The organism is Bifidobacterium asteroides (genome assembly GCF_003202695.1).
Lineage (GTDB): Bacteria > Actinomycetota > Actinomycetes > Actinomycetales > Bifidobacteriaceae > Bombiscardovia > Bombiscardovia asteroides_G.
Genome location: NZ_QGLL01000009.1, coordinates 233692 through 246628, shown reverse-complemented (window position 1 = coordinate 246628; position 12937 = coordinate 233692). Strand labels below are relative to the sequence as shown.

Below are 12937 nucleotides of genomic sequence, written 5' to 3'. Positions count from 1 at the left end.
CTGGCCCACGTTTCGCATATTGGTGGAGGGGGTCTGATAGAACGGTGTCGTTCGTATAATCCATGTAATCAGCATGTTGCAGATGATGGTCTAGTGGCTTAACCGTCGCGGGATGGAACAGCAGTGGCACTTATCGTTCAGAAGTATGGCGGGTCCTCGGTGGCAGATTCGGACTCCATCAAGCGTGTGGCCAAGCGCATCATAGATACCAAGCGCGCCGGCAATGACATCGCTGTGGTGGTTTCCGCCATGGGAGACACCACTGACGATCTGATTGATCAGGCCATGGATGTGGATTCCAATCCTCCAGCCCGAGAGATGGACATGCTCATGACGGCGGGAGAGCGCATCTCCATGAGCCTGCTGGCTATGAGCATCCACGCACAGGGCGAGCGTGCCCACTCCTTCACTGGTTCACAGGCGGGATTCATGACTGATGCACGCTACGGCGCCGCCCATATCCGCCACGTCAGACCCCAGCGGGTCATGAAGGCCCTGGATCGGGGCGAGGTGGGGATTGTGGCCGGATTCCAAGGGGTTAACCCCGACGGCGATGCCACCACCTTGGGCCGCGGCGGCTCGGACACCTCGGCTGTGGCCCTGGCTGTGGCGCTTAATGCGGATGTCTGCGAAATCTATACCGACGTGGACGGGGTTTTCACCGCTGACCCCCGCATCGTGCCTACCGCCCGCAGGATTGCTCGCATCTCATATGAGGAGATGCTGGAGATGGCGGCTGGCGGATCCAAGGTGCTGGCCCTGCGCTGCGTGGAGTATGCCCAGCGCTTCCGTATGCCCATCCACGTGCGCAGCTCCTTCTCCCACCGTCCAGGCACGCTGATTATGCCCGACGATGTTGATGTCGACAAGATTCCCAATTTGGAGACCGGCCAGCTGTCGGATCGTCCCGCTGCGCACACCGACAGGCAACGGGAAATGACGGAAGGAAGGACATGACCAACGGCGAATCCATGGGCGACCTGTTCCCGGACCTGAATGGCCCAGAGTCACCCATCATCTCAGGAGTGGCCCACGACCGCAGCGAGACCCAGGTCAGCCTGCGGGCCGTGCCCGACCGACCTGGCGTAGCCGCACAGCTCTTCACTATCCTTGCCGAGGGCGGCATCAACATCGACATGATCGTCCAGGCTGGGGCGGCCACCGGTACCGTGGATATCTCCTTCACCCTGCCGTCCGCTCAGGCTGATCAGGTTGTTCCCATGCTGGATGATTCCCGCGAGCAACTGGGGTTCCGTTCAGTCGACATCAATCCCGAGGTGGGCAAGGTGACTCTTGTAGGCGTGGGGATGAAGACCCACTCGGGCATTACGGCCACCTTCTTCCGGGCCTTGAGCGACAGGCATATCAACGTGCTCATGATTTCTACCTCCGAGATCCGAATCTCCGCCCTGGTGCCCATCCAGGATCTGGACGAGGCGGTACGGGCCATTCATACGGCTTTCCACTTGGATGCCGATCAGGTCGAGGCGGTCGTTTACGGCGGCACGGGTCGCTGAGTGGAAAGGAGAAGGAGCAATGACTGACAAGGCTGATTTAGCGAGCGACGGTCGTCGTGGCATCAATGTAGCTGTTCTGGGCGCCACAGGCCAGGTAGGCATGGTCATGCGCCGCATGCTGGACGAACGGGACTTCCCCGTGGCTGACCTGCGTTTCATGGCCTCATCCCGGTCTGCTGGAGAGCAGTTGCGCTGGCGTGACAGGATCATCACGGTCGAGGATGTGGAGCAGGCCGACTTGAGCGGGATTGATCTGGCCATCTTCTCCGCCGGCGGTTCGACCTCAGGGACCTGGGCCCCACGCTTTGCCGAGGCCGGAGCCTATGTGGTCGACAACTCCTCCCATTGGCGGATGGATCCCGAGGTCCCCCTGGTTGTGGCTGAGGTCAACCCCGAGGACCTGGATCTTATCCCTGGGCGGATCGTGGCAAATCCCAACTGCACCACCATGGCTTGCATGCCCGTGCTGAGCCCGTTAGCCAAGGCATACGGTCTGCGCCGTCTGATTGTCTCCTCCTACCAGGCAGTGTCGGGAGCCGGGCGTGCTGGCGTCCTCCAGTTGCGCGACGAGGCCAAAACCGCCGTGGAGCAGGGTGCTGATCGTCTGGTCTTTGACGGATCGGCCATCGAGTTTCCCCCGCCCACCAAGGTGGTGCGCACCATCGCCTTCAACGCCGTTCCTTTTATAGGCGACTTGGTCGATGATGGCAGCGGGGAGACCGACGAAGAGCAGAAGCTGCGCAATGAGAGCCGCAAGATCCTGCACCTGCCTGATCTGGCCGCCTCCTGCACCTGCGTGCGGGTAGGAGTCTTTACAGCCCACGGCATGAGCATCAATGCCGAGTTCGAGCACGACGTCACCCCTGATCAGGCCCATGACCTGCTGTCCAAAGCCCCTGGAGTAAGCCTGTCGGAAATACCCACTCCTCTGGATGCAGCCGGCAAGGATCCCAGCTTTGTGGGCCGCATTCGCCAGGACCAGGCTGTGGAAGGCAAGAGGGGATTGTCCATGTTCGTGGCCAATGACAATCTGCGCAAGGGAGCCGCCCTCAACGCCGTGCAGATTGCCGAGCTGATCGCCCGCAAGCACTTCGCCGACAGGATCTGATCGTGCATTTGGGCTGATTGCTCTGCACGCCTTAGGCATCCTGTACGCCCCTCGAGCATGCGCTGGCCGGCTCTGACAGGCTCCTTCTGCCTGGTGGTCTGCAATAGGGTCAGCTCTGCCTGGCCTCCGCTCGGTCCGAGGCCTGTCTGTCTGCTTGACCTTGCCGTTGATCAAGTTCAAGTATCCCCTCTGCCGTATCGCGGTCGGTGGCCAGTGCCGAGATAAGCCCGGCCCGCAGACAGGCAAGGATGCTGGCAACCTTTTGCGGCCCCCAGGCCACGCCTATGACCAGGGGGATCCGCTTCAAGCGTTCGAATTCAATCGATATAGTGCGTTCGCACAGGCTGGTTCGGATGTGGCGCCCCCAGGCATCGATGTGATGCCCGCAGATGTGTCCCACGGCCTTGAGTTCGGTCACCTCTTCGATGAAAGCCGCATTCTCGTAGTCTTTGAAAATGTGCCCCGACCTTCCTTCTTCGACCGACCCCACTCCCACTACCGCAACGTCGGCATGCCCGCCCAGGGTCAGGGTGTCGGCGATCTGGCGTTCTTTGCGCATGGCCTCTGCCACTGGTATTGAAGACAGGACCATGGGCACTGGCAGCGTCGAGTAGCTGCCGCCCAGTCGTTGGGCCAGCATGTGGCATATCTCGGGCGAATCCGTCATGGGATTAGTTGGCGACAGGGAGCCGATCATCTGTACGACCTTGGACTTTGACCAGTTTCGCAGGGGAACTTCGCGGACCGTGTAGGCGACTGCGTTGCCGTTGGAGACGGTTATCAAAGAGTCGGGTCTGGTCTGCTCAACCAGAAGAGATGCCGCACTTGGTGGTACCACGTCATATCCGGTGCATCCCTGCGGCGGCTCGGAGACTCGAGCGCAACGGAGCTTGAATTGTCGAATCAGCCTGGACTCAAGGTCCTCAAGCCGCTCCAGCGGATTCTCAATGGAGATCTTCACCAGTCCTCGCTCTTGGGCCTCTTTCAGCATCCGGGAGACGGAGGGGCGGGAATAGCCTGTCTCTGCGGCGATCTGAGACTGCAGCATGTGATCCTGGTAGTACATGCGGGCTACGCGAAGAAGCAGCTGAACCCGCTTGCGGGCATCCGAAGTAGTCATCATCTGTAAATCGCTGAACATATGTACATATTATCAAAATCAGTAAAAAACCACTCGAATGCTCTCTTAGGTCTAAAACGGGCTTTCTATGCGCAATATTGGAATTTATATATATCTCGATTCACGGGTTAAGTACATATGTTCATCGATATCCTTGTTGTTTTTTGATCACTCACATAGGCTGTCCTCTGTCAAAGGCACTGGCAGGAAGAGCCTGAAGACCGGTGCCGCGAAGTCGCAGAGCACAACAACAAAGGAGTTCATATGGCATTCGCACGAACGATTTTGGGAGATGTCGATCCGAGCACGCTTGGCGTAGTCAACAGCCACGACCATCTGATCCGAGTGGGTGCTGGTGAGGTCTACTTGGACAAGGACCATCAACTGGATTCAGTCGAGAAGGCAGAGACCGAGGCCGGCTATTTCGCCAATGCCTCTCTGAAGTGGAGCAAGCAGGGCGGCACCGTGGTCGATATGTGCCCCATCAACTGCGGCCGCGACATCGAGAAGCTGGCTGAGGTAGCACGCTCGGTGGAGAATCTGCAGATCATAGGGGCCACCGGCTTCCATCGGGAGCATGTCTACCTGGAGACTCAGTCACACTGGATCAACCGCTACAGCGTGGATCAGATCGCCGACCTGGTCATCGCTGATATCCGCGAGGGCATAGATCGCAACGACTACACCGGTCCCCTGGTGGATCGCAGCCCCTATAAGGCGGGCGTCATCAAGATCGGCACTGCCTACGGAGAGATCACGCCCTTCGAGCATAAGTGCATGGAGGCTGCTGCCAAGGCGGCCATCGAAACCGGCGCTCCCATCAACACGCACACCACCTATGGAACCTGCGGCCTGGAACAGGCTCAGACCCTGATCGGACTGGGGGTTCCAGCCGACCAGATCGCCATCGGTCACATTCAGCGCAATGCTGATGTCTACTACTTGGAGGAGATCCTGGATCTGGGCGTTTACCTGGAGATCGACGGCACCAACAGGATCAAGTATCAGCCCGATTCCAACAGAATGATGGAGCTCAAGGCTTTCAAGAAAGACGGCTATGAGGACCGTATCCTCCTGGGCACGGACTCGGGCAAGCGCTCCTACCAGAAGGTCTACGGCTCTGTGAGCGGCGTGGACTACAACCCTGCAGTGGATGGCCCCCGCATGATCGCCGAAGGCTTTGATCCCGACTATGTGGACAAGCTGCTCATCCGCAACGCCCACGACTTCTTCTCCTTCCGTAAGGAGGCCTGAGCGCAATGGCGGCAGACAAGACTCTGGAACGTCCCCAACTCCAGATCGCTCTGGACACCTTTGATATGCCATCGGCCCTGAAGCCCTTGAACGCGGCTATCAGCCAGATCGATGTCATCGAGTGCGGAACCGTCCTGATCATTGCCGAGGGACTCAGGGCCGTGCGTGAGATCCGCGCCCTCTATCCCAATAAGACCATCCTGGCGGATGTCAGGATCGCAGAGGCCGGTGCGGTCATCTCCCGCGCCTGCTTCGAGGCGGGTGCCAGCTGGGTCTCGGTGGTCGCCGGTGCCAGCATGACCACCGTCGAGCAGGTGGTGAAGGTGGCCCAAGAGTTTGGCGGCGAGGTCCAGATTGAGCTTGGCGAGACCTACGATCCCGAACAGGCGAACGAATGGCGGCGACTTGGAGCTACTCAGGTCATCGTCCACCGTTCTCGCGATGCTGAAGCGGCCGGAAAGCTGACCTGGGGGGAGGATGACAAAAACCGCATCCTTGAGCTGCATCAGATGGGCTTCAAGGTCACTGTGACCGGCGGAGTCACAGCCAAGGATCTGCCCTTCTTCCAAGGAGTTCCCGTCGGAGTGGTGATCTCGGGTCGCGGCATTGTCAAGGCTGATGACCCCCTGGCCGCCGCCACCGAACTGCGGGAGACCATTGGCAGGGTGTGGCCGCAATGAGTGGCAGCGTCACCCTGGGCATCTATGAGAAGGCGCTGAGGTCCCCCGCCGAACCGGATGACTGGGATGCATTCATATCCCAGGCGGCGGCCGATGGATTCACCTTCATGGATCTGTCCATCGACGAGAGCGACAAGCGGATGGCCCGTCTGGACTGGACGGCCGCCCAGGCTTACGCGCTCCGCCAGGCTGCAGACCGCCAGGGCGTCCAGGTCGGAGGGATTTGTCTGAGCTGCCACCGCAAGGTCGGCCCAGGCTCGGCCGATCCGACTATCCGTCGTCGGGCCTACGAAATCTTCCTCAAGGCGATCGATCTGGCTCATGAGGCAGGCATTCCACTGATCCAGGTAGCCGGTTACTACGCCTACTACGAGGACCCTGATCCTGACCAGCGCGCCAGGTATGTGGAGGTTCTGGCCAAGGCGGCTGAGTATGCGGCGCAGGCCGGCATCATGCTGGGCATAGAGAATGTGGATGGCAATGACATCACCTCCATTGCCAAGGGTCTGTCCATCTGCGATCAGATCGGGTCCTCCTGGTTGAGCATGTACCCGGATATCGGCAATCTTTACGAGCAGGAGCTGGATGCCGTGTCTGAGCTCAGGGCAGGGGCTGGCAGAATGCTGGCAATCCACGTCAAGGATGTGCTCCCGGGACAGCCGCGCCGCATCATCATGGGAGAGGGCTGCGCCGATTTTCCCACGGCTTTCGCCGAGCTGGCCCGGCAGTCCTGGTCGGGGCGGATCATGCTGGAGATGTGGAATGATGATTCGGACCAGGCCGATCAGATCGTCATGAATGCAAGAGAGAAAGTGGAAACCTGGCTGCGAGGGGCTGGCATGGAGGTGCTTGGCCCTAGAGACTGAGGCAGAGGTCGCAGCCGTAAGGGCCCCAAGGCTGGTGCCGTCACGGCTGTGAACCGGGGTGGGCTGTGCCGGTCCTCCACCCCATTGGCATCGGCAGGGAGGCTATGGTGCCAGCAGTCGTCCCTAAAGGGGTCGATCCGATCGGTGCGAGTCTGAACGCAAGAGGTCGTAATACGGACTGAAACGGACGTAGTGGTCCATGCTGGAAAAACGACCGTGTAGACAAGGAGCAAGTGATGGCAGAACATGCATATGACCTTTCGACCATAGGAGAGGGGCAGATCAGGCTCACGGTCAGGAGGGGGGAGCGGCTGATGAATGCAAGGTCGGTCCTGATGAACCCCGCCTGTTCCGAGGCCAACGTAGCTGGAGTCTTGGCTCAGCTTCAGCGCAGGACCCTGTGGACCTCCTCGCTGCCGGAAGGGGACTTGGGCGAATACGTCCTGAGCGAGTACAGATCCGTGGGGGTTGATCTAAGCACCATGGTTCGCAAGCCAGCCAGCCGAATCGCTCTCTACTTCATGGAGCCGGGCGAGCCCCCCATGCCGGCAAATGTCATCTACGACCGCGAATACACCCCCTTCAGATCGACGGGGATCGAAGACTATGATTGGGACCGGATGCTGGATACCCGTCTGCTTTTTCTGACCGGCATCACGGCGGCCCTGACCGATACCACGGCCCAGGTGGTGACCTACGCAGCCGAACAGGCAGAAAAGCGGGGGATCGATATCGCCCTTGACGTGAACTTCCGCAGCAAGCTCTGGACGGGAGATCAGGCCAGAAGGGTTCTGGAGCCTATTGCTCATAAGGCCCGCATGCTCTTCTGCTCCATCAGGGACGCCAAAAGCGTCTTCGGAATCGAAGGGACCGGAGAGGAGGTCTGCGAACAGCTCTACCAGCGCTTCGGCAATGAGTACATCGTTTCCACCAATCACCTGGATGGTCCTTATCTGAGGACTTCCAAGGGGATCAGGAAGTACGTCACCACAACGGTTCCGGTGGTGGACCGCCCCGGCGCCGGAGATTCCTTCGTGGCCGCCACTCTCCATGGCTTCCTCTCCGAGGATGTGGAGTGCGGTGTCAGGTGGGGACAGCGGGCCGCCGAGTATGCACTGACGCATATGGGCGATCTGACCCGTATCCGTGCTCAGGAACTGGATATTCCGCTGGGCGGGGACATCAATCGCTGATCGCTCCTTCACGATCCGGGTTCGCTGCAGCTTTCTCCAAAGAGGGAGAAGACGGCCTGGATCCTCAGGTCAGACCCATACCGGGGTCGGGCCGCCATCATCATGATCATTCGAGAAAGAAAAGCACCCATTATGAGTGATACACATGTCACGCAGGCCGGGGAGGCGCTGACCGCTTACGAGCAGATAGACGCTCGTCCCCTGACCGGACATCAAAAAAGCATCATCGGTCTGGCCATAGCCGGCAACATATCCGAATTCTTCGATATGTTCCTGATCGGTTTCGTGGTCTCCCTTCTGACCTCGGCCTGGCACCTGACCGGGATCTCCGCTGGAATCATCCTGGCCTGCTCGGGGCTGGGCACAGTCATCGGATCCATTCTCTGGGGGCGTTTGGCTGATCGCTTCGGCCGCAAGCATGCCTTCCAGTGGTGTGTTCTCTGCTTCGTGGTCTTCACGGCTCTGTCGATCTTCCTGCCTGACGGTGCCTGGATTCTGCTGGCCATCCTGCGCATCGGCGTAGGCATCGGCGTAGGCGGCCTGAACATCATCTCCATCCCTTACGTCCAGGAATTCGTGCCCGCCAAGCAGCGCGGCATGCTTTCCGGCCTGGCTTCGGTCTTCATCCCCATGGGTCTGCTTCTGGGATCCGTCTCGCAGAGTCTGATCGGCGACAATTGGCGCTTGCTGGTGGCCCTAGGCGTTATCCCCGTCCTCCTTCTGCTCTGGTTGGCGACGGTGCCCGAGTCGCCCCGTTTCTATCAGAGCGTGGGTCGTGACGACGATGCCCGCAAGGCCTTGGCATGGGCTCTTGAGCTTCCCGTGGACCAGGTCGGTGCCCTGCCGCAGATCGAGCAGGAGCAGAAGGCCAGCTATCGTCTGCTTTTATCCAAGCATTTAAAGCCGTTGGCCATCATTTCGGTCGGATCCTTCTGCTTTATTCTGGGTTCCTTCGCCATCCAATCCTGGGGTCAGACGCTGATGAAGGATGCCTTCGGTTTTTCAACGCAAATGGTGGCCTACCTGTTCATGGGCGTCTCCGTGGCCGACTGCATAGGCAGATTCGGCTCTGCCTGGCTGGCTGATGTCATCGGTCGGCGCTGGACTATGTTCTCCTTCGGCATCATCGGGGCCTTGGGATGCTTTTACGCGGCCTTCTTCCATAATTCAGGCTGGCAGTTCTACATTGCCGTTCTGGTCATCATGACTTTCGCCGACGGTGTCTTCGGCATTCTCAACGCCTTCGGCGGCGAGCAGTTCCCCAACGATGTCCGCTCTACCGGACTGGGACTGGGATACGGCATTGGCGCCACGGCCAAGATAGTAGGCCCTATATTCATGGGGCTCCTGGTCGGCGGCGACTATGTCTCCCAGCACATCAACATTGGCGTCGTCACCACGGCATTCACTTTCTTCGGTGTCTGCCTGGTCATTGGCGCCGTCATATACCTCTTTGCCCAGGAGACCAAGGGCAAGGATCTGGAAAGCTTGTGAGGATGTGCAGCATGGTCTGCATGTGCAGGTAATCAAACCGGGCCGGCTTTTCGCAGGAAGGGTCGGCCCCATATTGGAGATGGTGGTGGTTCTTATGACGTCCTTGGCTGATTTTTCTGATGAGGTACGTGTCGAAGTAGGTCTGGTCCGCGAGCATGTTGCTGCCCTGCATGCGCAGCTGATCAAGTGGGGTCTGGTGGTGTGGACGGCTGGCAATGTTTCGCAGCGTCTGCATTCGGCCGACTTGCTGGTGATCAAGCCATCAGGGGTGCGCTATGAGCAGTTGACGCCGGAATCAATGGTGGTCACGGATCTGGAGGGGCATGTGGTGGACGGATCCGCCGCCCCCTCCTCGGATGTGTTTTCACATGCCTACATCTACCGGCATATGCCTGATGTGTTCGGGGTGGTGCATACGCATTCGACTTTCGCGACGGCCTTTGCGGCAGTAGGCCGGTCAATTCCATGCGTTTTGACGATGATGGGCGATGAGTTCGGCGGTCCGGTGCCGGTGGGTCCCTTCGCCTTGATAGGTTCGGACCAGATAGGTCGTGGGGTTGTCGAAACCCTGGCGGAGCACCCGGGCTGTCCTGCAGTGCTCATGCGCAATCACGGCCCCTTCACGGTCGGTGCGGATGCCGAGGCTGCGGTAAAGGCGGCAGCGATGACGGAGGAGGTGGCGCGTACGGTGTGGGCTGCTGAGCAGATCGGCACGCCTGTGCCCCTGTCCGACGAAGACGTGACCAGTCTGAACGACCGCTACCAGCACGTGTACGGCCAACACTGAATACGATTAGGATGCCTCGCTCCGGCAGGCGAATGTGAACGGTGCGGGTGCTCGTCGCGGCAGATTCGAATTACACTGGAGGCCATGACCAGATCTTCCCAAGAAGTGAAGCGGCAACTGGATCGGATCGTGGCTCTGGGCTATCCGGATGTGGCGGACATCAGCGCTGCAGCTTTCAGAGCATTGGCCCAGCCCCTGATCTCCGCGCTGGAGTCCACTGAGCTGGGCGAGCAGATCCTGCTCATCCCCACCCGGGAGCTGGTCTCGCCTGAGTCGCTGATCGCCCGGACCAGCATAAATCGCATGGCTGGCTTTACCACCATGCCTCCGCGTGACATCGCCAGCTTCATGCCTCAGAACGGGTTTGAGCCGCCCGAGGGACCTTTCTACATTGTCTTGGATCCGCACACCGGCACCTGCTACACCAACCGTGAACCCGACGTGGCCAGTAAACTGATCGACTCCGACGATCGTCTGCCTCTGACCTTGGAGGAGGGTCTGGCCATCGCCACGCAGCATCCCGACTGGCTGGCGATCAAGAACGGCTTCAATCTGCTGGGCTCCCACAGCGCCGATGGGCGCGTCCCCAGTATCTGGATGAGCCAGAACGCCCCCCGTCTTGGTTCGGTCTGGCCCAACTCGCGTCACACCTGGCTGGGCAACGCCTACTGCGAGGGACGTCGAGGAGTCTCCCTCTTCCAGTGAGTTTTTTGCAGTGAGCGCTCCTTTGGTGCCTGCACCGTCCGGCAACCCACAGATTATGCCAGTCCCCGTGCGCTCGCCTTGCACTGCGTCGGAATGCGGACCCGGACCGCATGTCCCTGCTCTCCTCCGGTAAGATAATGGCACCCCCGGTACGGTTTCGGCCTGCCTGAACGCCCATGGCCGGGTGGCATTGCGGTTTCCGACGAATGAAAGAAGGAGGAGAGATGGATCAGGATCGTGCATCCGTGTTTGATCTTGCGGCCCAGGCTGCGGCGTCCAATGGAGGGAACAACGACCTGCTGCTGCCCCCCCCTAAGTTCGTGGGTTCGCCGCAGAAACCCAGTGCCATGCCTTACAACAAGTATGTGGCCTACAACAAGCAGGTGCCTTTTGACTATCCGCAGCGCACCTGGCCGGGCAAGACGCTGAAGCGGGCGCCGCGCTGGTGTTCAGTGGATCTTCGCGACGGCAATCAGGCCCTGGTCGACCCCATGGATTCCGAGCGCAAGCTGAGATTCTGGAATCTGTTGATCTCCATGGGCTTCAAGGAGATCGAGGTGGGCTTTCCCTCGGCATCCGAGACCGATTACGACTTCATCCGCCTCCTGATAGAGCGCGAGCTGATTCCCGACGACGTGACCATCGTGGTCCTGACCCAGGCTCGCGAGCACCTGATTCGCCGCACCTACGAGGCCCTGCGTGGGGCCAAACGAGCCGTGGTCCACTTCTACAACTCGGTTTCGGTCCTGCAACGGGAGGTCGTCTTCCACAAGGACAAGGCCGGGATCAAACAGCTGGCCACGGATGCGGCCGAACTCTGCCGCTCGCTGGAGGCCGATGCCGGTGGCACTGATCTTTCCTATGAGTACTCGCCTGAGTCCTTCTCCGGTGCAGAGCCCGAGTATTCCCTAGAGGTGTGCAACGCGGTCATCGACGTGATCCGGCCTACGCCGGAGCACCCCATGATCATCAACCTGCCCAACACCGTGGAGATGACCACCCCCAACGTCTTTGCTGACGAGGTGGAGTACATATCCACCAACCTCAAGGACCGGGATGCGGTGGTGCTCTCCCTGCACCCTCACAACGACGAGGGCATGGCCGTGGCCGCCACCGAGCTCAGTCTGCTGGCCGGGGCTGACCGGGTGGAGGGCTGCCTGCTGGGCAATGGCGAGCGCACCGGCAATGTCGACATCTGCACTGTGGGGCTGAACTTGCTGGTCCAGGGAATCGACCCCCAGCTGGACTTCTCCGACATGCCCGGCATTCGTCGGACGGTGGAGTACTGCAATCAGATCGCCGTCTCCGAGCGGCACCCCTATGTCGGCAACTTCGTCTTTACTGCCTTCTCCGGCTCCCACCAGGATGCCATCAAGAAGGGGCTGGATGCCCGGCAGCAGGCGGCTCTGCGCGCCAACGCCAACCCCGACGACTTCCTCTGGCTGGTGCCCTATCTGCCCATTGACCCCAAGGATGTGGGCGGCAGCTATGAGGCCATCATCCGAGTCAATTCACAGTCGGGCAAGGGCGGCATGGCCTACCTGCTCAAATCCAACCATCATCTGGACCTGCCCAAGCGTCTCCAGGTGGAGTTCGAACGGCTGGTCCAGGGCTATGCCGATAGGACTAAGCGCGAGGTCAAGGATGCCGACATCTGGCGGCTCTTCAAGGACGAGTACCTGCCCGTGGAGGCCGGGGGAAGCGTGGTCGGCGGCGAGTCCATGGCTGATCAGCGTGACGAGACCCTGCACCAGTGGGGACGCTTCAAGCTGCTGAATGTTGCAGTCACCTCCGGCGAGGACGGCTCTGATACGGTTCTTGATGCCGCCCTGCTGGACCGAGGGCTTGTCCCAGGCGATCCAGAGGTGCGCCGCCATGTTCAGGGACGTGGGAATGGTCCGATCGCGGCCTTCCTGGATGCGCTCAAGTCCCTGGACCAGACCGTCTCGGTCCTCGATTACGCCGAGCATGCCATGACCGCCGGCACGGATGCCTTGGCGGCTTCCTACGTGGAATGCCAAGTGGGTGAACCGGCAAGGTCCCGAGTGATTTGGGGCGTGGGCATTGATTCGTCCATCTCCACCAGCTCCCTCAAAGCCATCATCTCGGCCCTCAACCGCTTCCAGCGCGGCTGAAAGGCAGGAGATCCCATACCATTGCTTCAGGTCTGATCCGGACGCAGGGCTACGCTCGGATCGGACCTGGTCATTTGC

Annotated in this window: 12 protein-coding genes; 11 read left to right on the top strand and 1 reads right to left on the bottom strand. The window is 60.1% G+C overall.

Features of this window, described 5'->3' with window-relative positions; translation table 11 throughout:
- Positions 1-123: 123 nt before the first annotated feature.
- From DKK75_RS07265 to DKK75_RS07255, 3 genes are read left to right on the top strand one after another with little or no spacing between them, the layout of a single operon-like run.
- Positions 124-957: an aspartate kinase gene (locus tag DKK75_RS07265; protein WP_110452745.1), complete on the top strand. Its 834-nt coding sequence runs from the start codon at positions 124-126 to the stop codon at positions 955-957.
- The gene (locus tag DKK75_RS07260; protein ID WP_015022547.1) at positions 954-1517 is read left to right on the top strand and encodes an ACT domain-containing protein; all 564 of its coding nucleotides are present in this window, start codon (positions 954-956) and stop codon (positions 1515-1517) included. Before DKK75_RS07265 ends, DKK75_RS07260 begins: the two co-directional genes overlap by 4 nt.
- 19 nt (positions 1518-1536) lie before the next feature.
- A complete protein-coding gene (locus DKK75_RS07255) occupies positions 1537-2625 on the top strand; it encodes an aspartate-semialdehyde dehydrogenase (RefSeq protein WP_110452744.1) in 1089 nt (362 codons plus the stop codon).
- 109 nt (positions 2626-2734) lie between these two features.
- Here DKK75_RS07255 and DKK75_RS07250 read toward each other — a convergent pair whose 3' ends face one another.
- Positions 2735-3766, bottom strand: a complete 1032-nt coding sequence (locus DKK75_RS07250; protein ID WP_258333197.1) for a sugar-binding transcriptional regulator — start codon at positions 3764-3766, stop codon at positions 2735-2737.
- A 243-nt stretch (positions 3767-4009) separates the two neighbouring features.
- On the opposite strand from DKK75_RS07250, the gene DKK75_RS07245 reads away from it, so the two are divergent.
- From DKK75_RS07245 to leuA, 8 genes are all read left to right on the top strand, one after another.
- Positions 4010-4999 (top strand): phosphotriesterase family protein, encoded by a 990-nt coding sequence (locus tag DKK75_RS07245; protein ID WP_110452743.1) that lies wholly within the window; start codon positions 4010-4012, stop codon positions 4997-4999.
- Positions 5000-5004: 5 nt separating this feature from the next.
- Positions 5005-5679: a 3-dehydro-L-gulonate-6-phosphate decarboxylase gene (locus DKK75_RS07240; RefSeq protein ID WP_110452742.1), complete on the top strand. Its 675-nt coding sequence runs from the start codon at positions 5005-5007 to the stop codon at positions 5677-5679.
- Entirely contained in the window at positions 5676-6545 is an 870-nt protein-coding gene (locus DKK75_RS07235) for an L-ribulose-5-phosphate 3-epimerase (protein WP_110452741.1), read from the top strand. The genes DKK75_RS07240 and DKK75_RS07235 overlap by 4 nt, the downstream gene beginning before the upstream one ends.
- A gap of 236 nt (positions 6546-6781) precedes the next feature.
- Positions 6782-7738 (top strand): sugar kinase, encoded by a 957-nt coding sequence (locus DKK75_RS07230; RefSeq protein WP_110452740.1) that lies wholly within the window; start codon positions 6782-6784, stop codon positions 7736-7738.
- 102 nt (positions 7739-7840) lie between these two features.
- Complete coding sequence (locus tag DKK75_RS07225) at positions 7841-9232, top strand: MFS transporter (RefSeq protein ID WP_110452739.1); 1392 nt, start codon at positions 7841-7843, stop codon at positions 9230-9232.
- A 94-nt stretch (positions 9233-9326) separates the two neighbouring features.
- Positions 9327-10019: an L-ribulose-5-phosphate 4-epimerase gene (locus DKK75_RS07220; protein WP_110452834.1), complete on the top strand. Its 693-nt coding sequence runs from the start codon at positions 9327-9329 to the stop codon at positions 10017-10019.
- Between the two features lie 84 nt (positions 10020-10103).
- Entirely contained in the window at positions 10104-10724 is a 621-nt protein-coding gene (locus DKK75_RS07215; protein ID WP_110452738.1) for a DUF5701 family protein, read from the top strand.
- A 224-nt stretch (positions 10725-10948) separates the two neighbouring features.
- Positions 10949-12859, top strand: a complete 1911-nt coding sequence (gene leuA / locus DKK75_RS07210; protein ID WP_110452737.1) for a 2-isopropylmalate synthase — start codon at positions 10949-10951, stop codon at positions 12857-12859.
- Positions 12860-12937 lie beyond the last annotated feature (78 nt).